A 21543-nucleotide genomic window follows, 5' to 3' on the forward strand; every position below is an offset into this window, starting at 1 on the left:
CCCGGAGGCCGGGTGCACCCGGCCCCGCCACCCGGCGGTGGCGCCGTACGAATCCTCGTAATCCGTTGGAGAAAGAATTCCGATGAGCCCGACCAATCGCACCGTGGTCGTCACCGGTATCGGCGCAACCACACCGCTGGGTGGCGACGCGGCCTCTACCTGGGAGGGCCTGGTCGCCGGACGTTCCGGTGTCAAGGCCCTGGAGCAGGAGTGGGCCGCCGAGCAGGCGGTCCGTATCGCGGCACCGGTGGCCGTCGAACCCACCGAGGTCATCCCCCGCCCGCAGGCCCGCCGCCTGGACCGCTCGGCGCAGTTCGCGCTGATCGCGGCCAAGGAGGCGTGGGCCGACGCCGGTTTCGAGGCGAAGGCCGGCGAGGACTCGAGCGCCGACCCGGACCGGGTGGGCGCGGTCATCGCCTCCGGCATCGGCGGCGTGACGACCCTGCTGGACCAGTACGACGTGCTGAAGGAGAAGGGCGTACGCCGTGTCTCCCCGCACACCGTCCCCATGCTGATGCCGAACGGCCCCTCGGCCAACGTGGGCCTGGCCGTGGGCGCCCGTGCGGGCGTGCACACCCCGGTCTCGGCCTGCGCCTCGGGCGCGGAGGCCATCGGCTACGGCATCGAGATGATCCGCAGCGGCCGCGCGGACGTCGTCGTCGCGGGCGGCACGGAGGCGGCGATCCACCCGCTGCCGATCGCCGCGTTCGGCAACATGATGGCCATGTCCAAGAACAACGACGACCCGCAGGGCGCGTCGCGTCCCTACGACGTCGCCCGGGACGGCTTCGTCATGGGCGAGGGCGCCGGCGTGGTCGTCCTGGAGTCCGCCGAGCACGCCGCCGCGCGCGGCGCCCGCGTCTACGCGGAGGCGGTCGGCCAGGGCATCTCGGCCGACGCGCACGACATCGTGCAGCCCGAGCCGGAGGGGCGGGGCATCTCGCACGCCCTGCAGAACCTGCTGGAGCGCACGGACCTGGACCCGGCGGAGATCGTGCACGTCAACGCGCACGCGACGTCGACGCCGGCTGGCGACATCGCCGAGCTGAAGGCGCTGCGGAAGGTGTTCGGGGACGACGCCGACCACATGGCGGTCTCCGCGACGAAGTCGATGACCGGGCATCTGCTCGGCGGCGCGGGCGGTGTGGAGTCGGTGGCCACGGTGCTGGCGCTGTACCACCGGGTGGCTCCGCCGACGATCAACGTGGAGAACCTCGACCCCGAGGCCGAGGCGAACGCGGACGTGGTGCGGGGTGAGGCGCGGAAGCTGCCCGTGGACGGGCGGATCGCCGCGCTGAACGACTCGTTCGGGTTCGGTGGACACAACGTGGTGCTGGCGTTCCGGTCCGTGTGACCTGCGCGTCTGCTGTGTGAAGGGCCTTCACCTCTTCGGGGGTGGAGGCCCTTCGCCGTGCGGCTGCGGGCGGGTGTGCCGTGGTTGCTCGCGCCGTTCCCCGCGTCCCTCCGGGGCGCTCGGCCCCGGGGTGTCCTCGTTCAGACGACCTGGTGGAGCCAGCGGACGGGGGCGCCCTCGCCGGCGTGGCGGAAGGGTTCGAGCTCGTCGTCCCAGGGCTTGCCGAGGAGTCTGGCGATCTCCGCCTCCAGGTTCGTCTCCTCGGTCCGGGAGCGGACCAGGGCGGCGCGCAGGCGGTCCTCGGGGATGAGGATGTCGCCGTGGATGCCGGTGACGGCGTGGAAGATGCCCAGGTCGGGGGTGCAGCTGTAGCGCTCGCCCTCGGCGGTGGGGCAGGGCTCGGCGGTGACCTCGAAGCGGAGCATCTGCCAGCCGCGTAGCGCGGAGGCGAGCTGGGAGCCGGTTCCTGCCCGGCCCTGCCAGGAGAACTCCGAGCGCCAGGTGCCGGGGGCGGCCGGCTGGCGGATCCAGTCCAGGCTGACACGCGTACCGAGCACCCCGGCGACGGCCCACTCGACGTGCGGGCACAACGCGCGCGGCGCGGAGTGCACGTACAGAACTCCACGAGTCGTCGTCACCGGAACCTCCGGGCTGAGCGGGTCGTCTTGCATCGGGCGGAACGGCCGCGGTCCGGGCGGGCCGCGTTGAGGGCGAGGCTACCGTGCGACGGGGCAAGGAGTGTGACGTACCGTCCGTCCCGGTGCCGGGAAACACCCGTCATTCACCCGGCAGGACGCGTGTACGGGGGTGGCACGTTCCTTCCGGACGGGCGTCCCGGGCGGGCGGGAACCCTCCCGCGTTGTTAAGGGTTGGGGGAGGACACACACCACGACGCGCGGGGAGGCGACGGATGCAGCAGGCGACGCGGGGACGCAGCCGCCGTTCACGGGCGGCTCTCGCCGTGGTGACGGCCGCCGTGCTGGGCGTGGCGGGCTGCGACGCCGTGGGCGGCGGCTCCCCCGCCCCGTCGGGCACGGCGGCGGAGCGGAGCCGGCCGTCCCCCACGCCGGTGTGGGACACCGGGCCGGACTCGGTCGCCGCCGTCGGGGACTCCATCACGCGGGGCTTCGACGCCTGCGCGGTGCTGACGGACTGTCCCGAGGTGTCCTGGGCTACGGGCGGCAGCGAGCAGGTGGACAGCCTCGCCGTACGGCTGCTGGGGCCGGCGGGCGCGGCCGAGCGGAGCTGGAACTACGCGGTGACCGGGGCCCGGATGGAGGACCTGCCGGGTCAGATGGCACGGGCGGTGCGGCGCGGTCCGGAGCTGGTCGCGGTGATGGCGGGGGCGAACGACGCCTGCCGGGAGACCACCTCGGCGATGACTCCGGTGGCGGACTTCCGTGCCGACTTCCGGAAGGCGATGCGCACGCTGCGGGAGGCGCTGCCGAAGGCCCAGGTGTATGTGGCGAGTGTGCCGGACCTGAAGCGGCTGTGGTCGCAGGGGCGGACGAACGCGCTGGGCAAGCAGGTGTGGAAGCTGGGCATCTGCCCGTCGATGCTGGGCGACGCGGACGCCCTGGACGCGGCGGCGACCGAGCGGCGCGAGACCGTGCGGAAGCGGGTGGAGGACTACAACGAGGTGCTGGAGGAGGTCTGCGCCGCGGACCTCCGCTGCCGCTCCGACGGCGGCGCGGTGCACGCGTACCGGTTCGGCACCGGCCAGCTGAGCCGCTGGGACTGGTTCCACCCCAGTGTCGACGGGCAGTCCAGGCTGGCGGAGATCGCGTACCGGACGGTCACCGCGAAGCAGCCGTGACTTATTGTTTCGCACATGAACGAACTCTTCGGCACACTTTCCGACGGCGCGCCGGTGCACCGCTGGACCCTGGAGCGGGCGGGCGTACGGGTGCGGATCCTGTCCTACGGCGGGATCGTGCAGACCGTCGAGGTGCCGGACCGGGACGGCCGGACCGGGAACGTGGTGCTGGGGTTCCCCGGCCTGGACGGCTATCTCGAGCATCCGCAGCCCTTCCTGGGCGCCCTGATCGGCCGTTACGCCAACCGGATCGCGGGCGCCCGCTTCTCCCTGGAGGGGCGGGAGTACACGCTCGCCGCGAACAACGGGCCGAACTCGCTGCACGGCGGTGAGCGGGGCTTCGACAAGCGGGTGTGGGACGTCGTGCCCGTCGAGCACGGTCTGCGCCTCTCCCGGGTCAGCCCGGACGGCGAGGAGGGCTTCCCGGGGCGTCTGGAGGTCTCGGTGACCTACACGCTGGACGAGCGGGGCGCGCTGGGGATCGCCTACGAGGCGGTGACGGACGCGCCGACGCACGTGAACCTGACGAACCACTCGTACTGGAACCTGGCCGGCTCGGGCAGCGCGGCCGGGCACGAACTGCGGCTCGCGGCCTCCCACTACACCCCGTCCGACACCGACCTGATCCCGACCGGCCGGCTCTACGACGTCACGGGCACCCGCTTCGACTTCCGTGAGGCGTTCAAGGCGGGCAGGGGGTACGACGACAACTTCGTGCTCGACAAGGGGGTGACGGCGGCGCCCGAGCCGGTCGCGGAACTGTACGACCCGTCGTCGGGCCGGGTGCTGACGGTGGCGACCACCGAGCCCGGGATGCAGCTGTACACCGCGGACCACCTCGGGGAGCCCTTCACGCCGGGCGACGGCATCGCGCTGGAGACGCAGCACTTCCCCGACACCCCGAACCGTCCGGAGTTCCCGAGCACGGTCCTGCGGCCGGGCGAGGTCTTCCGCTCCGAGACGGTGTACGGCTTCGCCGTGCGCTAGGGCGTGCCCGGCCTGGCGCACATGAGCCCCGGTCCGGGGTCAGGGTCCCGGGCCGGGGCTGCTCACATGGGCACTTCCCGGACCCGACGTTAATCCCTGCCGTGGTCCGGCGGCCCCGGATAGGACTGCCCTCCTGGATCCCGTACGAACCTTTCACATCTGCTTCTCGGACGGTCGACCCGGCCGCGACCTCGAGCGCGGGACGTCGTATCCCCTCCTGACCGTCGCCCCATGGCGTGATCCACTCCGTCACGCGATACTGCGGCCTCCGGCATCCACCCGTACCCCACGACGACGGAAGGCCCCGACCCCCTTGAACTCGCTACGCGTTCGCACAGGTGTCCTCGGACTCGCCCTGCTCACCGGACTCGCCGCCCCCACCACCACCGCGACCGCCGCCGACACGGCGGCGGCCCCCACCGTCGAGGAGCTCCGGCTGGACGGTGACGCACCGCGGGAGATACTGCGCCGCTCCGGATTCGACGACGCGGCCCCTGAGTTCGCCCTGGCCCTCGACCGCGCGCACTCCTGGTCGCAGGCCCGCCGTGCCGTCGTCCGCGAGGGCACGGGGCTGTGGCGCAGGGCCGTCGACCGGGCGCAGGGACGCGGTCCGGAGGCGGGCGACCTGAGCCGGGACGACGACCGGCCGCTGTACTGGGCGCGGCTCGGCATGACCCGTGAACTGCGCGCCTGGGAACCCGGGTTCCGGCTGAGCGACCGGCAGCGGGCTTTGCTGCTGGACGAGCTGGAGCGGACCTCGCGCGGGCAGACCGGGATCCGGTATCCGCACGGCAAGGGCGTCAAGCGGGTTCTGGTGACCGGCTTCGACCCGTTCACCCTGGACCGGGACATCCGGATCTCCAACCCGTCCGGGGCGGCCGCGCTCGCCCTCGACGGCACGGTGATCGAGACCGCGGACGGTCCGGCCCGCGTCGAGGCGGCCGTCTTCCCGGTCCGCTGGCGGGACTTCGCGGAGGGGACGGTGGAGCGGGCGCTGCGGCCGCATCTGCCGGAGGTCGACCTGTTCACCACGGTGAGCCAGGGCCGGGTGGGGCGCTTCGACGTCGAGCGCACCAACGGGGCCTGGCGGGGCGGCTTCGGCGACAACGAGAACGTCGGCGTGACCGGGACGATCCCGGTCGCCGATCCGGCCTCGCAGCCGCAGTGGACGTCGACCACGCTGCCGTACACGGAGATCGTCGCCGCGGACACCGGCCGGTTCCCGGTGTACGACAACACGAGCGTGACGGAGATCCCGGCGGGCGGCACGGAGTCCGTGGTCCGGCCGGAGGGGCCGACGCCCGGCTCCACGGCCCGCGCCGGGGGCGGCGGGGACTACCTGTCCAACGAGATCGCCTACCGGGCCACGCTGCTGCGCGACCGGCTCGGCCTGCGCGAGGAGCTGCCGGGCGGGCATGTGCACACGCCCGTGCTGCAGTTCGGCGCCGGGAACACCACCGAGGTCACCGACGCCCAGTTCGTGCGGAACCGGGTCGACATCATCGGCCAGGTGCGGTCGATCGTGACCGCGGCGGTCAGTGCGACGGAGCGAACGCGAGACTGACGCCGAGTCCGGCCAGGACGGATCCGATCACCTTGTTGAGGATCCGCTGGCCGCGCAGCATCAGGGTGCGCATGCGGTCGTGGGAGAAGAACACCGCGACCACGCCGAACCACAGCAGGTGGGCCAGCGACATGAACAGGCCGTAGCCCGCCTGCTGGAGGACCGGGGTGCCGGGGCGGACGACCTGGGCGAAGGTGGAGACCACGAAGAGGGTCGTCTTCGGGTTGAGGACGTTGGTCAGGAAGCCGGTGCGCAGCGCGGCGAGCGGGCTCAGTTCCGTGGTGCGCTCCAGGTCGACGGTGACCTCGGAGCGGGTGCGGAAGGTGCGGACGCCGATGTACACCAGGTAGGCCGCGCCGACGAGCTTGACGACCGTGAACAGGAAGGCGGAGGAGGCGATCAGGAGGCCGACGCCGAGCATCGTGTAGGTGACGTGCACCAGGACGCCGGCGGCGACGCCCAGCGCGCCGAGCAGTCCGGTGCGGCGGCCGTGGAGGTAGCTGTTGCGCACCACCATGGCGAAGTCGGCGCCCGGCGCGATCACGGCGAGCACCGTGATGACGGCGACGGCGAGGACCTCCGTCACGGGGTGACGTCCTCCGTCCCGGGCGCCTGGGACTCTTCTTCGGGGGCGTTCCCGGTGGTCTCCTCGCCGAGCAGGTCGCGGGCCATCAGGGTGGCGCCGGCGACCGCGCCGGGCATCAGGAACACGGCGACGAACGGCACGAGGAACGCCACCGCCAGAGGGGTGCCGAAGCCCCAGACCAGGGTCTTGCGGGAGCGCAGCAGCACGAGCCGCTCGCGCACCTCGACCCCGCGCCGCTGCAGCGCCACGGCGGTGAGCTCCTCGGTGAGGAAGAACCCGGTGACGAAGAAGCCGATCACCGGCACGACGGTCTGGCCGACGACCGGGACGAACCCCAGCGCGAACAGCAGCACGCCCCAGACCAGGGCCCGCGCGAGGATGCGGAGGCTGTCGCGGGCCGAGATCCACAGCTCGCGCCAGAGCGGCAGGTCCGACTCGGGCGCGGTGCCGTCGGGTGAGACGTCACGGTCGACCTTCTCGGAGAGGCTCTCGTAGAACGGCTGGCCGATGAGCAGGGTCACCGCGGTGAAGGTGAGCACGGACAGCAGCAGTCCGAGGGCGAACAGCACGGCGGTCAGGAAGCCGCGGAACAGCCCGGCCCAGGGGCTGGACCAGTCGTCGGCGAACGGCGTCGCCCAGGCGACGAAGTCCGTGCCCCACAGGGCCAGCGCGACGAGCGCGGCCGCGTACAGCACCAGGGTGATCAGGCCCGGCAGCAGTCCGAAGCCGTACTGCTTGCCGTGCCGGGCCACCCACCGCTGGCCCTTCAGGAGATACCGGAAACCCGCCCCAAGATCGCGCATGGGGGAGACCCTATCGGGAGCGGTGCCGCGGTCCACAGCGGATCCGCGCGGGGGACGTTCAGAGTTTGACGATCATCTTTCCGGTGTTGTCGCCGCGCAGGACGCCGAGGAACGCCTCCAGGTTGTTCTCGATGCCCTCGACGACCGTCTCCCGGTACTTCAGCTCGCCCGAGCGGACCCAGGGGCCGACCTCGCGCACGAACTCCGGCTGGAGGTCGTAGTGGTCGCCGACGAGGAAGCCCTCGATGCGGCCCCGGGTCTGGATCAGCCGGGCGAGGTTGCGCGGGCCGGGGGCGGGCTCGGTGTTGTTGTAGACGGAGATCATTCCGCAGACGGCGATCCGGCCGCCCCGGTTGAGCGAGCCGATGGCGGCCTCCAGGTGGTCGCCGCCGACGTTGTCGAAGTAGACGTCGACGCCGTCCGGGGCGGCTTCGCGCAGCTGCTCGCCGACGGGGCCGTTCTTGTAGTTGAAGGCGGCGTCGAAGCCGTACTCCTCGACGAGCAGCTTGACCTTCTCGTCGGAGCCGGCGGAGCCGATCACCCGGGAGGCGCCCTTGAGCTTCGCGAGCTGCCCGACCTGGCTGCCGACGGCGCCGGCGGCGCCGGACACGAAGACGGAGTCGCCCTCCTTGAAGGAGGCGGTGCGCAGCAGGCCGGCGTAGGCGGTGAGGCCGGTCATGCCGAGGACGCCGAGGTAGGCCGAGAGGGGGGCGGCCTCGGGGTCGACCTTGACGGCGTTCTCCGCGGCCACGACGGCGTACTCGCGCCAGCCGAAGAAGTGCAGCACGTGGTCGCCGACGGCGATGCCCTCGGCGTTCGAGGCGACGACCTCGCCGACTGCGCCGCCCTGCATGACCTTGCCCAGCTCGAAGGGGGCGACGTAGGACTTGGCGGCACTCATACGGCCGCGCATGTAGGGGTCGACGGAGAGGTACTCGTTGCGTACGAGCACCTGGCCCTCGCCGGGGGTCGGGACCTCCGTCTCGACGAGGGCGAAGTCGTCGGGGCTCGGCCAGCCGACGGGGCGGGTGCGGAGGTGCCATTCGCGGCCGGTGGAGGGTGTGGGGGTGGCGGTCATGGCTTGGGCCTTCCTGGTTTAGTTCAGTACCTGAAACAACCATGCAGGTGAATATTTCAGGATGTCAAGCAAGCGGGTACCCTGGAGGGCATGGCCACACCCCGCATTTCGCCCGGACGCCGACCCGACGACCTCACCCTGGAGGTCGTCGAGCTGATCGGGTCGGTGGTGGCGCGCTATCACGAGGAGTACGAGGAGGCGGCGGCCGGTCATGCGCTGACGGGCGCGCAGGCGCGGCTGCTGAGTCTGCTGTCACTGGAGCCGCTGCCCATGCGGAAGCTGGCGCAGCGGCTGAAGTGCGAGCCGTCGAACGTCACGGGGATCGTCGACCGGCTGGAGGCGCGGGGGCTGGCGGAGCGCCGCCCGGATCCGGCGGATCGGCGGGTGAAGCTGGCGGCGGCCACGGAGGAGGGGCGGCGGGTGGCGCGGAGCCTGCAGGAGTCACTGCGGTTCGCGCGGGAGCCGCTGGCGGGGCTGTCGGAGGGGGAGCGGGTGGCGCTGCGGGACGCGCTGCGGCGGATGCTGGCTGGGGGCTGACGGGATCGCTCTGCGGCGCGGCGCCAGGTGGTGGGTGGGGCGGGGCCGGGTCGGGGGTGGACGTCCTCGGACTGGCGCGACTGCCCCGGCTGGAATACGTCGGGGGCGCGGACGCGCCAGCCACTGCGGGCGGCCACCCCCGCCCCGTCCCCTCCACGCCGTCGGCGGCCACCCGCTGCACCCGCCGTCTCCACGGGCAGCCCCACACCCGCCCTCCACAGGCAGCCGCACCTCCGCGAGCCGCCGCGCACCTCCGCCCTCCGCAGGCCGCCGCACCTCCGCGAGCCGCCGCGCACCTCCGCCCTCCGCGGGCTCCCGCGCCTCCGCCCTCCGCGGGCCCCCGCGCCTCCGCTCTCCGCGGGCAGTCGTGCCGCTGGGGCGGCACGGGTGGGCGCGACGGCGCCCCGTGAGCGCCGGGCTGCGCGACACCCCCCGGCACGCACCCACGCCGGGTTACTGGGGGCCGCGGGGGGGGGGCGGTCAGGTGCACCACCACAGGAAACGGTCGCACGTCTCCGACGGCTCGGGTTCAGGCTCGGGCTCGGGCTCCTGCGTGGTCGGCTCGGGCGTCTCCGGCTCAGGAGGAGGCTCCGCCGGAGCCGAGGACGTCGTCGGATCCGCCGCCGGGGGCGGCTCCGCGGGCGAGGACGGCGCCTCCGAGGCGCTCTCGGTCTCCGCCTCCTTCGACTCCTTCTCCGAAGGAGACCCGCCGGCCGACGGCGAGCCGGAGACCTCCGCGCGGGGCGACTCCCCCGGAGTCACCGCGCCGGCGCCCGCCGACTCCGACGGCTTCACCTTCGTCGCGCCGCCGTCCGTGGACTCCTCCCCCGCCACCGCCGGCTCCGGCTTCGCCCCCGGCGCGTCCAGGCCCAGTTCCGCGAGGCTCAGTCCGCCCGCCGCGAGCACGAAGCCCGCCACGACGAGCAGCGTGCGGTTGCGCCGCCGGCGGTGCGCCGCGGCCTTGCGGTCCCGACGGCTCTCCCCCGGGGAGAGGTCGTCGCCGCCGGCCTCGGCGGTCTCGGCGTCGGGCTCGTCCGACGGCAGGGGGGAGACGGGAGGCGTCTCCACGGGCGTGCCGCAGCCGGGGCAGGCCAAGGCGCCGTTGAGGTGCCGTCGGCACGGCTGGCAAAAGTCCATGACGCGGGAAGGTTAGGTTCCGTTCAGGTCCGCTTCCTAGCCCTTGTTGTGAAGGTTTGGCGCAGACCAATGCTCAATGGTTTCGAAACTGCCGAAACCGTTATGCGCGAGACCCATTGACACCCCCGCCACCCCGTCCTTACTGTCACGCCAGCATTTCGAACGTGTGCCGAAATATCGAACACGTCGAACCGCGGACAACGTTGACAGGGTCCACCACCACAGCGAGGGGCTAACTGCCGTGCGCATCACCGGAATCAGCACACACGTGGTCGGGACGCCGTGGCGCAACCTGACCTACGTCCAGGTGCACACCGACGAGGGGATCACCGGAGTCGGCGAGACCCGGATGCTGGGCCACACCGACGCCCTCCTGGGTTACCTGAAGGAAGCCGAGGTCAACCATATTCTCGGCGCCGATCCGTTCGCTGTCGAGGACCTGGTCCGCCGGATGAAGTACGGCGACTACGGCCGCGCCGGCGAGATCGTGATGTCCGGTATCGCCGTCGTCGAGATGGCCTGCTGGGACATCAAGGGCAAGGCCCTCGGCGTGCCCGTCTGGCAGCTGCTGGGCGGCAAGGTCACCGACAAGGTCAAGGCGTACGCCAACGGCTGGTACACCACCGAGCGCACCCCGGAGGCGTACCACAAGGCCGCGAAGACGGTCATGGAGCGCGGCTACCGGGCGCTGAAGATCGATCCGTTCGGCACCGGGCACTTCGAGCTGGACCACGAGCAGAGCCTGTACGCGGTCTCGCTGATCGAGGCGGTGCGGGACGCGATCGGCCCGGACGCCGAGCTGATGCTGGAGATGCACGGCCGCTTCTCCCCGGCCACCGCCGTCCGTCTCGCGCACGAGCTCGCGCCGTTCAAGCCGGCGTGGCTGGAGGAGCCGGTCCCGCCGGAGAACCTCAAGGCGCTGGAGAAGGTCGCCGCGAAGGTCGACGTGCCCCTCGCCACCGGCGAACGCATCCACGACCGCATCGAGTTCCGCGAGCTGTTCGAGAGCCAGGCCGTCGACATCCTCCAGCCGGACGTCGGCCACATCGGCGGCATCTGGGAGACCCGCAAGCTCGCCGCGACCGCCGAGACCCACTACATGCTGGTCGCCCCGCACAACGTCGGCGGCCCCGTGCTCACCGCCGCGTCCCTCCAGGTCGGCTTCACCTCGCCGAACTTCAAGATCCTGGAGCACTTCAACGACTTCGCGGACGCGGAGATCAAGAAGGTGGTGAAGGGCGCGCCGCAGGTGGACCCGGAGGACGGGTGCTTCCACCTCTCCGACGCCCCCGGTCTCGGCGTGGAGCTGGACGTCGACGCGGCGGCCGAGTTCCCGCAGCAGCAGGCCCGGTTCGACCTCTGGGCCGAGGGCTGGGAGCAGCGCAAGCCCAAGGGCACCAAGTGAGCACCGCCGTCGTAGTGGAGGGCCCGGGCGAGCACCGCCTGGTCCCGCACGAGCCGCGCGAGCCCGGTCCCGGTGAGGCGCTGGTCCGGGTGCACGCGGCCGGGATCTGCGGCAGCGACCGCGAGGTGTACCAGGGCAACCGGCCCGAGGGGTACGTGCGTTACCCGCTGACGCCGGGACACGAGTGGTCCGGCACCGTGGAGCGGGTGGGCGCCGGGGTGCCGGAGGCGCTCGTCGGCCGCAAGGTGGTCGGCGAGGGGTTCCGGAACTGCCAGGTCTGCGACCGCTGTCACGCCGGTGAGACGACGCTGTGCTCGGCGGGCTACGAGGAGACCGGGTTCACCCAGCCGGGTGCCATGGCCGCCACGCTGACCCTCCCGGCCCGGCTGCTGCACGTGCTGCCCGGCGACGCCGACCTGAGCGCCGCCGCGCTGCTCGAGCCCGCCGCCTGCATCGCCGCAGCCGCGCTGAAGGCGAACGCCGTGCCCGGTGAGCGGGTGGCGGTGGTCGGCACCGGCACGCTGGGGATGTTCGCCGTGCAGTTCCTGCGCGCCAACTCCCCCTCGGAGCTGCTGGTGGTGGGCTCCCGGGACGACCGCGAGGCGCTGTCCCGGCAGTACGGGGCCACCGACTTCCGCACCAAGGACCGCGAACTGCCGGACGACTTCGACGTGGTGATCGAGACCGCCGGGTCCGCCGACGCGGCCCGTACGGCGGCCTCGCTGCTGCGGCGCGGCGGCCGGCTGGTCCTCACCGGCATCCCCGCGCCGGGCGCCGACGGGCTCGACCCGACGGACCTGGTGGTACGGCAGCTGGAGGTGCACACCGTCTTCGGCGCACCGCCGGACGCCTGGGCGCACACCGTGCGGGTCTTCGCCGCCGGGCTGCTCGACCCGCTCCCGCTGGTGACCCACGAACTGCCGCTCGACGAGTTCCCGCGCGCCATCGAACTGGTGGGATCGGGCGACCCGAAGGTGGGCAAGGTCCTGCTGCGTCCCTAGCGCGGGTGCCGGTACGGCCTTCGTGCCGGCACCCGTCCGCCGCCGAGTCGTACCCCGAGCCGCGAACTTCGTCCGAAATACCGAACACAAAGGACACCCCGTGACCGACGCCTCCGCCCGCGCACCCCGCAGGCCCGGTGAGCAGACCCTCAGCGCGCTCGGCATGAGCGCGCCCGCCCCCGACCCCGCCGACGCCTCGCCGCACGCCTTCCCCGGCGGGGGCCGCTGGCGCACCGAGGTCCCCTCGTGCGAGGGGCCCGAGGCGCTCGCGGTGGTGCTGAAGGAGGCCTCGCGCCTCGATGTGCCGATCCACCGGATCAGCCAGGGCAGCGGCGTGTGGATGCTGACCGACGCCGAGATCACCGAGATGGCCGAGGCCACCGCGGAGCGGGACATCGAGCTCTGCCTGTTCACCGGCCCGCGCGGCACCTGGGACATCGGCGGCTCCACCCGCACCGACTCGGGCGGCGCCGGGCTGCGCGCCCGGGGCCACGACGCGGTCGCCGGCTGTGTCGAGGACGCCGTCCGGGCGACGGAGCTGGGCGTCAAGTGCCTGCTCGTCGCCGACGAGGGCGTGCTGTGGACGCTGCACCGGGCGCGTGCGGCCGGGCTGCTCCCGGCCGACACCACGCTGAAGGTCTCCGCGCTCGTCGGACCGGTCAACCCGGCCGCGTACGCGGTCTACGAGCGGCTCGGCGCCGACTCGATCAACGTGCCCAGCGATCTGACGCTCGCCCATCTCACCGAGATACGACGGGTTTCGGCCACTCCGATGGACATGTACATCGAGGCGCCCGACGACCTCGGCGGCTATGTGCGGATGTACGAGGTCGCCGAACTCATCCGGCGCGGCGCCCCGTTGTATCTGAAGTTCGGCCTGGCCAAGGCGCCCGGGATCTATCCGTACGGGCACCACATGCGGGAGCTGACCCTGGCGACCGCGAAGGAGCGTGTGCGGCGCGGCCGGCTCGCCCTCGATCTGCTGGCCCGCCACGGCGCGGACGGCGACATGGCACCGCTCGGTTCGCGGCTTCCGGGCGATCTGAACCGGTTCGACGCCTCGTCATAACGTTCCGGAAACTCGGCTTCACAGAAGTAGACACAGCCGCGCACAATCGCACACACCTCGTCTCGGGCTCCCCGGAAACACCGTCGCTCGCCCAGGCCGACCCCGCACACACATCAAGGATGATGATCATGCGTAATCGCAGAGCCGCACTCGCCGCCGTCGCCTCGGCCGCCTCCCTCGCCCTGACCCTGACCGCCTGCGGCCAGAACAGCGAGGGCGGCAGCGAGGAGGACAAGGGCAGCTCCAAGGGGGCCACCGTCGGCATCGCGATGCCGACGAAGTCCTCCGAGCGCTGGATCGCCGACGGCAACAACGTCGTGCAGAACCTGAAGGCCAAGGGCTTCAAGACCAAGCTGGTCTTCGGCGAGGACGAGCCCGACCAGCAGGTCTCGCAGATCGAGAACATGATCACGCAGGGCGTGGACGCGCTGATCGTGGCGGCCATCGACAACAAGTCGCTGAACAACGTGCTCCAGCAGGCCGCCGACGCGGACATCCCGGTGATCTCCTACGACCGGCTCATCCTCGGCACCGAGAACGTCGACTACTACGCCTCCTTCGACAACGAGAAGGTCGGCGAGCTCCAGGGCACCTACATCGTCGAGAAGCTCGGCCTGAAGGACGGCGGCGAGAAGGGCCCCTTCAACCTCGAGCTGTTCGCCGGCTCCAACGACGACAACAACACCCGCTACTTCTTCCAGGGCGCGATGAACGTCCTGCAGCCGTACATCGACAAGAAGCAGCTCGTCGTCAAGTCCGGCCAGACGGAGCTGACCCAGGTCACCACGCTCCGCTGGGACGGCGCCACCGCGCAGCGCCGCATGGACGACATCCTCACCAAGTCCTACAAGAGCGGCCGGGTCGACGCGGTGCTCTCGCCGTACGACGGCATCTCCATCGGCATCATCTCGGCGCTGAAGTCCGACGGCTACGGCTCCAAGGACAAGCCGCTGCCGGTCGTCACCGGCCAGGACGCCGAGGTCGCCTCGGTGAAGTCGATCATCGACGACCAGCAGTCGATGACCGTCTACAAGGACACCCGCGAGCTCGCCAAGGTGGCCACCAACATGGTGGACGCGCTGCTCAACGACAAGAAGCCCGAGACCAACGACACCAAGACCTACGACAACGGGGCGAAGGTCGTGCCGGCCTACCTGCTGGAGCCGGTCGCGGTCGACAAGGCCAACTACCAGGCGGAGGTCGTCGACTCCGGCTACATCAAGGAAAGCGACCTCAAGTAACCGCCGGCCCACACTGATTGGAAGGCACGACCATGGCGGGACCCGTCCTGGAAATGCGCTCGATCGTCAAGACCTTTCCCGGCGTCAAGGCGCTGTCGGACGTCACGCTGACCGTCCGGCAGGGCGAGGTCCACGCCATCTGCGGCGAGAACGGCGCCGGGAAGTCCACCCTGATGAAGGTGCTCTCCGGCGTCCATCCGCACGGCAGCTACGAGGGCGAGATCCTCTTCGAGGGGGAGCCCTGCCGGTTCAAGGACATCCGGGCGAGCGAACAGCACGGCATCGTGATCATCCACCAGGAGCTGGCGCTGGTGCCGTTCCTGTCCCTCGCGGAGAACATCTTCCTCGGCAACGAGCACGCCACCCGCGGGCTGATCAACTGGAACGAGACCCTGCGGCACGCCAGCGAGCTGCTGCGCCGGGTCGGTCTCAGCGACCACCCGGAGACCCGCGTCGCCGACATCGGCGTGGGCAAGCAGCAGCTCGTGGAGATCGCCAAGGCGCTCTCCAAGAAGGTGAAGCTGCTCATCCTCGACGAGCCGACCGCGGCCCTGAACGACGAGGACAGCGACAAACTCCTGGATCTCATCCTGGAGTTGAAGAAGCAGGGCATCACCTCGATCATCATCTCCCACAAGCTGAACGAGATCCGCAAGGTCGCCGACTCGGTGACGATCATCCGGGACGGCCAGTCGATCGAGACGCTCGACGTGAAGGCCCCGGAGACCACCGAGGACCGGATCATCAGCGGCATGGTCGGCCGCGACCTCGACCACCGCTTCCCCGAACGCACCCCGCACCAGCCGGAGGAGGGCAAGGCCCCCGCGCTGGAGATCCGCAACTGGACCGTGCACCACCCGATCGACCAGCAGCGCAAGGTCGTCGACGACGTGTCGATCAGCGTGCGGCGCGGTGAGATCGTCGGTATCGCGGGCCTGATGGGCGCCGGCCGCACCGAGCTGGCGATGAGCGTCTTCGGCCGGGCCTACGGGCGGCACGCGGCCGGCACCGTCCTGAAGGACGGCCGGGAGATCCGTACGAAGACCGTCCCCGAGGCGGTCGGCCACGGCATCGCGTACGTCACCGAGGACCGCAAGCACTACGGCCTCAACCTGCTCGACACCATCAACCGGAACATCTCGCTGACCGCCCTCGGCAAGGTCGCCAAGCGGGGCGTCGTCGACGAGCACGAGGAACGGCAGGTCTCCGAGCGCTACCGGAAGTCGATGAACATCAAGGCCCCGACGGTGTTCGAGCCGGTGGGCAAGCTGTCCGGCGGCAACCAGCAGAAGGTCGTCCTCAGCAAGTGGATCTTCGCCGGTCCGGACGTGCTGATCCTCGACGAGCCGACCCGCGGCATCGACGTCGGCGCCAAGTACGAGATCTACACGGTCATCGACAAGCTGGCCGCCGAGGGCAAGGCGGTCGTCTTCATCTCCTCCGAGCTGCCGGAGCTGCTCGGCATGTGCGACCGCATCTACACCATGGCCGCCGGGCGGCTCACGGGTGAGTTCTCGCGGGCCGAGGCCTCGCAGGAATCGCTGATGCGCCAGATGACGAAGGACAAAGAGGTAACCCGATGAGCACGGATGTGACCGCCAAGAGCCCGGCCCCGGCGCCGCCGGGCGGCACCGGATCGGCCGCGGGCGGGGGCCTGCTCCACCTGGTGCTGGACGGCCTGCGCCGCAACATGCGCCAGTACGGCATGCTGCTCGCCCTCGGCCTGATCGTGGCGCTGTTCGCCGTGTGGACCGAAGGCGACCTGCTGCTGCCGCGCAACGTCTCCAACCTGGTCCTGCAGAACAGCTACATCCTGATCCTCGCGATCGGCATGATGCTGGTGATCATCGCGGGCCACATCGACCTGTCGGTCGGCTCGCTCACCGCGTTCGTCGGCGCGTTCGCGGCCGTGCTGACGGTGCAGCACGACATACCCTGGCCGCTCGCCGTGGTGCTGTGCCTGCTGGCCGGCGCCGTCGCGGGCGCGGCGCAGGGCTTCTTCATCGCCTATCTCGGCATACCGTCGTTCATCGTCACCCTGGCCGGCATGCTGGTCTTCCGCGGGGTGACGGAGATCCTCCTGGAGGGCCAGACCCTCGGCCCGTTCCCGAACGGTCTGCAGAAGATGGGCAACGGCTTCCTGCCCGAGGCCGGCCCGGAGACGAACTACCACAACATCACCCTGCTGCTGGGCTTCGCGATGGTCGCCTTCGTGATCCTCCAGGAGCTGCGCGACCGCAAGCGCCAGCAGGAGTTCGCGCTGGACGTGGTGCCGTTCAACCTCTTCCTGCTGAAGCTCGTCGCCATCGCCGCCGCGCTCCTCACGGTCACCCTGCTGCTCGCCAGCTACAAGGGCGCCCCGATCATCCTGCTGATCCTGGGCGCGCTGGTGGTCGGCTACGGCTACCTCATGCGGAACGCGGTCTTCGGCCGGCACATCTACGCGATCGGCGGCAACCTGCCGGCGGCGAAGCTGTCCGGTGTGAAGGACAAGAAGGTCACCTTCCTGGTCTTCCTGAACATGGGCGTGCTCGCGGCCCTGGCGGGTCTGGCGATCGCCGCCCGTCTGAACGCGGCGTCTCCGAAGGCGGGCCTGAACTACGAACTCGAGGCGATCGCCTCGGCGTTCATCGGCGGCGCGTCCATGAGCGGCGGTGTCGGCACCGTGCTCGGCGCGATCATCGGCGGTCTCGTCCTCGGCGTGCTGAACAACGGCATGAACCTCCTGAGCGTCGGCACCGACTGGCAGCAGGTCATCAAGGGCCTCGCCCTGCTGGCCGCGGTCGGCTTCGACGTGTGGAACAAGCGCAAGTCCGGTTCGTAAGTCAGCTCGGGCCCCGCCGGAAGGCGGGGCCCTTTCCATTTGGGGAGCCGCACATGGAACTGAACAGACGCACGGTCATCGCGGGAGCCGCGGCGGCCGGTGCCGCCGCCACCGCCCTCGGCGGTACGGCGCACGCCGCGCACGGCCCGGGGAAGCCGGTGAGGTCGCTCTTCGGCAGGCTCGCCGACGGCACCAAGGTGCACAGCTGGTCGCTGGCGAACGGCGGCACCAGGATGAAGGTGCTCTCCTACGGGGGCGTCGTCCAGTCCCTGGAGATCCCCGACCGCCGCGGCCGGTACGCCAACGTCTCCCTCGGCTTCGGCACCGTCGAGGAGTACGTCGCCTCCAGCCCGTACTTCGGCGCCCTGATCGGCCGCTACGGCAACCGTGTCGGCAAGGGGCGCTTCACCCTCGACGGCACGCCGTACCAGCTCTCCGTCAACGACGGCGAGAACAGCCTGCACGGCGGCTCCCAGGGCTTCGACAAGCGGGTCTGGGACGTCGAGCCGTTCACCCGGGGCTCCGACGTCGGCCTCCACCTGTACTACACCTCCGTCGACGGCGAGATGGGCTACCCGGGCACGCTGCGCACGAAGGTCACCTACACCCTCACCCGGAACGGCGGCTGGCGCGTCGACTACGAGGCGACCACCGACCGGGCCACCGTCGTCAACCTCACCAGCCACGTCTACTGGAACCTCGCCGGCGAGGGCAGCGGCTCCGTCTACGACCACGAGCTGTCCATCGCCGCCTCCCGCTACACGCCGGTCGACCCGGGGCTGATCCCCACGGGCGAACTGGCGCGCGTCGCGGCCACCCCCTTCGACTTCCGCCGGGCCAAGCCGGTCGGCCGGGACATCCGCACCGCCCACCAGCAGGTGCTGTACGGGCAGGGCTTCGACCACAACTGGGTGCTCGACAAGGGCGTCACCAGCCGTCCCGAGCAGGTCGCGCTGCTGCGTGATCCGTCCTCCGGCCGCACCCTGAGGATCGCGACGAACGAGCCGGGCCTGCAGTTCTACTCCGGCAACTTCCTCGACGGCACCCTCGTCGGCAGCGGCGGCCGGGTCTACCGGCAGGGCGACGGGCTGTGCCTGGAGACCCAGCACTTCCCGGACTCGCCGAACCGGCCGTCGTTCCCGTCGACCGTGCTGCGGCCGGGGCAGACGTACCGGACGACGACCGTGCACTCGTTCGGGGCGTGAGCCCCCGCGCGCCCCGGCCGTCACATTTTCCTCACATGAGCTGAACGGCCGTGAGCCCCGCTCCGTACTGAGGGGTGGCCCGTGCTCCCCCGCGCGGGCCACCCCACGCATGACGGGCCCGTCACGTCCCCGGCGGGCCCGCCGCACACGGAGGTCCTCCCTTGGCCGACAACGTCACCTCGTTGTTCCGCAGCACCGCGGCGCACAGCCCGTCGATGGCGGCGCTGACACGGGAGAGCGACGGGGCCGGGCCGGTGGACTTCTGCATCCCCTGCAACCCCTACTTCCCCACCCCCGCCATGTTCGAGGACATGGCGGTCCGGCTGCGCGACATCATCACGTACTACCCCAGCAGCGCCGACACCATCACGGCCGAGCTGTGCAGCCTGCTCCGGCTGCCGCCGCAGTGCGTGGCGATGGGCAACGGATCGACCGAGCTGATCACCTGGATCGACCACCTCCTCGTCCGCGAGTCCCTCGCCGTCCCCGTCCCCACCTTCGGCCGCTGGACCGACCAGCCCATGGAGACCGGCAAGCGGGTCGACATGTTCCCGCTCCAGGAGTCCAGCGGCTTCGCCCTCGACCTCGCCCAGTACGCGGAGTTCATCCGCGCCCGGGGCACCCGGGTCGCGGTGATCTGCAACCCCAACAACCCCGACGGCGGCTTCCTCCACAGACACGCCGTCGTGCAGTTCATGGACGCCATGGCCGACCTGGACCTGGTGGTGATCGACGAGTCCTTCCTGGAGTTCGCCGACGCGGAGAACGAACCGAGCGTGGTGCAGGAGGCGATGCTGCGGCCCAACGTCGTCGTACTGCGCAGCCTCGGCAAGAACTTCGGGCTGCACGGCATCCGTTTCGGCTATCTGGTCGCCAACCCGGCGCTCGCCGGGAAGGTGCGCTCGATGCTGCCGAAGTGGAACCTCAACTCCTTCGCCGAGCACGTGGTGTTCATGCTGAAGGAGCACGGCGCCGAGTACGCCCAGAGCCTGCACCAGGTGCGCCGCGACCGGATGGACATGTCCGGCCAGCTCTCCGCGCTGCCCGGCCTGACGGTCTACCCCTCCCAGGGCAACTTCCTCTTCGTGCGCCTCCCCGTGGGCGCCGAGGGCACCGTGGTCCGGGACCGGATGCTCACCGAGCACCGGATCCTGGTCCGTGAGTGCGGCAACAAGATCGGCTCGTCCAGCCGCTTCCTGCGTCTGGTGGTACGCCCCCAGGTGGACGTGCGCCGCCTGGTGACCGGCCTGGAACAGGTGCTCTACGGGACGTCCAGGAGGGGAGCCGCCGGGCCCGAGCAGGCCACCGGGACCGGCTACAGCTCGGGCACGCCGGCGGTGGACCGCCTGGTGAGCCGGACCAACGGGGCCGGCATGCCGGGCCTCGCCGCCCAGGCCGTCGGCGCCGGCGTTCCGGGGCTCGCCGCCGCTCCGGGCGCCGGCGCCGGCATGCCGCTCCCGGCGGCGGCCCCGGCCGCGGTGCCGCAGCCGGTGCCCCAGCCGGAGCCGTTGCCCCAGTCCCTGGCTCCCGTGGCGGCCATGACTCCCGCCGCGCCGATGGGTCCCGCCGCCATGGCCCCCGCCGCGCCGGTGGCCGCCCCGGCGCCGATGGCGGCCCCGGTGCCGATGGCCGCTCCGGTGGCTCCCGTCATCCAGCCGCCGCCCGCCGCGGCGATGCCCGGGCCCACCCCGCCGGGGGTGCCGGCCCGGGGCGGGCTCACGGCGGCCCAGGTGCGCGGGACCACGGAGCCGGGACCGGCGCCCGTCCCGGCCGCGGGATGGCCCCACAGCCAGAGCTGGCCCAACGCGGCGGGGATGGGATGAGGCACGGCGGCCAGGCCGGGTTCAGCCTCCACTGCCGCAGGCCGGCGAGGAGGGTCAGTAGGCGACGGGCCATCCGCTGCTCCAGTTCAGGAGGTTGACGCCGAGCTTGGGCGTGCCGTTGTCGTTGCCGTCGTAGTAGTGGTAGACGATCAGGTCCCCGTCGACGTCGTTCATGATCGACTGGCCGCCGGGTCCGATGACGCTGCCGTGCGACTCGAGCACGGGTGTGCCGCCGTTGTTCGTCATGGCGACGCCGTTCTTGTCGCGGTACGGCCCGGTGACGGCGGTGGCGCGGCCGACCTTGACCTTGTAGGTGGAGCCGGTGCCCGCGCAGCAGGTGTCGTACGAGGCGAAGAGGTAGTAGTAGCCGTTGCGCTTGACCACGAACGGCGCCTCGACGGCCTTCGTCCCGGAGGGGCGGGAGGCGAGGGAGCGGCGGGTGGTGTCGGAGGAGAGCTGCTTCCCGGTGGACGGGTCGATCCGGATCATCTTGATGCCGGTCCACCAACTGCCGAAGGACAGCCACCACTTGCCGTCGTCGTCCACGAAGAGGTTGGGGTCGATGGCGTTGTAGTCGCTGGAGGAGCTGGAGGTGTAGACGATGCCGTAGTCGCTCCAGCTGCCCGGCTGTCCGGTCGTCGAGCCGGCGAGCCCGATGGCGGAGGTGTTGGAGCCGAAGGAGGAGACGGAGTAGTACATCAGGTACTTGCCGCCGTGGTACGAGATGTCCGGCGCCCAGGCCTCCGGCACCGAGGAGTAGGTGCGCCACCAGCTGGGGCGCGAGGAGAACGCGTCGGCGCCGGCGGAGAAGGCGACGCGGTCGCCGGAGGTCTTGTTGCTGATGCCGCCGCCGGTCGCGTAGAGGAGGTACTGCCCGGAGGAGGTCCGGATCATCGACGGGTCGTGCGTGACGACGGACCCGGTGACGCGGCCGGGGTTGGGGTACGCGGACGCGGCGGTCGGCATGAGGGCGAGGAGCGCGGCGGTGGGCAGCGCGAGGAGCGCGGTGCGCTTTCGGAGGGTGCGGCTCATACGGGGTTCTCCTTGCGGCGGGGGTGACGGTGCGTTCGGAATGCCGAACGGCGATCGCAAGTTCGAACGGGACCGTAGAAT

At 71.3% G+C, this 21543-nt stretch carries 19 protein-coding genes; 13 read left to right on the top strand and 6 right to left on the bottom strand.

The genetic code is table 11. From position 1 onward, the window contains the following. Positions 1 to 82 precede the first annotated feature (82 nt). Positions 83 to 1354 carry a beta-ketoacyl-ACP synthase II gene (gene fabF / locus CNQ36_RS10955; protein ID WP_121545847.1) on the top strand — a complete coding sequence of 424 codons (1272 nt, stop codon included), beginning with the start codon at positions 83 to 85 and terminating at the stop codon, positions 1352 to 1354. 140 nt (positions 1355 to 1494) lie between these two features. Here the strand turns inward: fabF and CNQ36_RS10960 are convergent, their stop codons facing one another. Beyond that, on the bottom strand, positions 1495 to 2025 hold the full coding sequence (locus CNQ36_RS10960; RefSeq protein WP_121545848.1) for a DUF3145 domain-containing protein: 531 nt from the start codon (positions 2023 to 2025) through the stop codon (positions 1495 to 1497). A 239-nt stretch (positions 2026 to 2264) separates the two neighbouring features. On the opposite strand from CNQ36_RS10960, the gene CNQ36_RS10965 reads away from it, so the two are divergent. The 3 genes from CNQ36_RS10965 to CNQ36_RS10975 all read left to right on the top strand — a co-directional run bounded on the left by CNQ36_RS10965 (position 2265) and on the right by CNQ36_RS10975 (position 5721). After that, positions 2265 to 3170 carry an SGNH/GDSL hydrolase family protein gene (locus tag CNQ36_RS10965; protein ID WP_121545849.1) on the top strand — a complete coding sequence of 302 codons (906 nt, stop codon included), beginning with the start codon at positions 2265 to 2267 and terminating at the stop codon, positions 3168 to 3170. Between the two features lie 15 nt (positions 3171 to 3185). Then, positions 3186 to 4157, top strand: a complete 972-nt coding sequence (locus tag CNQ36_RS10970) for an aldose epimerase family protein (RefSeq protein ID WP_004931684.1) — start codon at positions 3186 to 3188, stop codon at positions 4155 to 4157. A 313-nt stretch (positions 4158 to 4470) separates the two neighbouring features. Continuing rightward, positions 4471 to 5721, top strand: coding sequence for a pyroglutamyl-peptidase I (locus tag CNQ36_RS10975; protein WP_121545850.1), 1251 nt, complete (start codon positions 4471 to 4473; stop codon positions 5719 to 5721). Here the strand turns inward: CNQ36_RS10975 and CNQ36_RS10980 are convergent. From CNQ36_RS10980 to CNQ36_RS10990, 3 genes are read right to left on the bottom strand one after another with little or no spacing between them, the layout of a single operon-like run. Next, complete coding sequence (locus tag CNQ36_RS10980; protein WP_121545851.1) at positions 5693 to 6307, bottom strand: LysE family translocator; 615 nt, start codon at positions 6305 to 6307, stop codon at positions 5693 to 5695. The two genes, CNQ36_RS10975 and CNQ36_RS10980, sit on opposite strands and share 29 nt — an antisense overlap. Beyond that, the gene (locus tag CNQ36_RS10985) at positions 6304 to 7110 is read right to left on the bottom strand and encodes an EI24 domain-containing protein (protein ID WP_121545852.1); all 807 of its coding nucleotides are present in this window, start codon (positions 7108 to 7110) and stop codon (positions 6304 to 6306) included. Before CNQ36_RS10985 ends, CNQ36_RS10980 begins: the two co-directional genes overlap by 4 nt. A 58-nt stretch (positions 7111 to 7168) precedes the next feature. Continuing rightward, entirely contained in the window at positions 7169 to 8188 is a 1020-nt protein-coding gene (locus CNQ36_RS10990) for an NADP-dependent oxidoreductase (RefSeq protein ID WP_004931676.1), read from the bottom strand. A gap of 90 nt (positions 8189 to 8278) precedes the next feature. Here CNQ36_RS10990 and CNQ36_RS10995 point away from each other — a divergent pair, with 90 nt between their 5' ends. Beyond that, the gene (locus CNQ36_RS10995) at positions 8279 to 8725 is read left to right on the top strand and encodes a MarR family winged helix-turn-helix transcriptional regulator (protein ID WP_121545853.1); all 447 of its coding nucleotides are present in this window, start codon (positions 8279 to 8281) and stop codon (positions 8723 to 8725) included. 480 nt (positions 8726 to 9205) lie between these two features. Here CNQ36_RS10995 and CNQ36_RS11000 read toward each other — a convergent pair whose 3' ends face one another. Then, the gene (locus tag CNQ36_RS11000; RefSeq protein ID WP_206278450.1) at positions 9206 to 9862 is read right to left on the bottom strand and encodes an SCO2400 family protein; all 657 of its coding nucleotides are present in this window, start codon (positions 9860 to 9862) and stop codon (positions 9206 to 9208) included. Between the two features lie 241 nt (positions 9863 to 10103). On the opposite strand from CNQ36_RS11000, the gene CNQ36_RS11010 reads away from it, so the two are divergent. From CNQ36_RS11010 to CNQ36_RS11045, 8 genes are all read left to right on the top strand, one after another. Beyond that, positions 10104 to 11267, top strand: a complete 1164-nt coding sequence (locus CNQ36_RS11010; RefSeq protein ID WP_121545856.1) for a mandelate racemase/muconate lactonizing enzyme family protein — start codon at positions 10104 to 10106, stop codon at positions 11265 to 11267. Continuing rightward, complete coding sequence (locus CNQ36_RS11015; RefSeq protein WP_121545857.1) at positions 11264 to 12268, top strand: zinc-dependent alcohol dehydrogenase; 1005 nt, start codon at positions 11264 to 11266, stop codon at positions 12266 to 12268. Before CNQ36_RS11010 ends, CNQ36_RS11015 begins: the two co-directional genes overlap by 4 nt. Positions 12269 to 12368: 100 nt before the next feature. Continuing rightward, the gene (locus CNQ36_RS11020) at positions 12369 to 13337 is read left to right on the top strand and encodes a hypothetical protein (protein WP_004931667.1); all 969 of its coding nucleotides are present in this window, start codon (positions 12369 to 12371) and stop codon (positions 13335 to 13337) included. A gap of 128 nt (positions 13338 to 13465) precedes the next feature. Further along, entirely contained in the window at positions 13466 to 14578 is a 1113-nt protein-coding gene (chvE, locus tag CNQ36_RS11025; RefSeq protein ID WP_004931665.1) for a multiple monosaccharide ABC transporter substrate-binding protein, read from the top strand. A gap of 32 nt (positions 14579 to 14610) precedes the next feature. Then, positions 14611 to 16161 carry a multiple monosaccharide ABC transporter ATP-binding protein gene (mmsA, locus tag CNQ36_RS11030; RefSeq protein WP_040908733.1) on the top strand — a complete coding sequence of 517 codons (1551 nt, stop codon included), beginning with the start codon at positions 14611 to 14613 and terminating at the stop codon, positions 16159 to 16161. Beyond that, the gene (mmsB, locus tag CNQ36_RS11035; RefSeq protein WP_004931661.1) at positions 16158 to 17402 is read left to right on the top strand and encodes a multiple monosaccharide ABC transporter permease; all 1245 of its coding nucleotides are present in this window, start codon (positions 16158 to 16160) and stop codon (positions 17400 to 17402) included. The genes mmsA and mmsB overlap by 4 nt, the downstream gene beginning before the upstream one ends. 53 nt (positions 17403 to 17455) lie before the next feature. Then, positions 17456 to 18607 carry an aldose epimerase family protein gene (locus CNQ36_RS11040; RefSeq protein WP_121545858.1) on the top strand — a complete coding sequence of 384 codons (1152 nt, stop codon included), beginning with the start codon at positions 17456 to 17458 and terminating at the stop codon, positions 18605 to 18607. A gap of 161 nt (positions 18608 to 18768) precedes the next feature. Then, complete coding sequence (locus CNQ36_RS11045) at positions 18769 to 20430, top strand: pyridoxal phosphate-dependent aminotransferase (RefSeq protein ID WP_121545859.1); 1662 nt, start codon at positions 18769 to 18771, stop codon at positions 20428 to 20430. Between the two features lie 54 nt (positions 20431 to 20484). Here CNQ36_RS11045 and CNQ36_RS11050 read toward each other — a convergent pair whose 3' ends face one another. Then, the gene (locus CNQ36_RS11050; protein WP_121545860.1) at positions 20485 to 21462 is read right to left on the bottom strand and encodes an arabinan endo-1,5-alpha-L-arabinosidase; all 978 of its coding nucleotides are present in this window, start codon (positions 21460 to 21462) and stop codon (positions 20485 to 20487) included. Positions 21463 to 21543 lie beyond the last annotated feature (81 nt).

Origin of the sequence: Streptomyces fungicidicus (assembly GCF_003665435.1) — a bacterium.
GTDB classification, from domain to species: Bacteria; Actinomycetota; Actinomycetes; order Streptomycetales; family Streptomycetaceae; genus Streptomyces; species Streptomyces fungicidicus.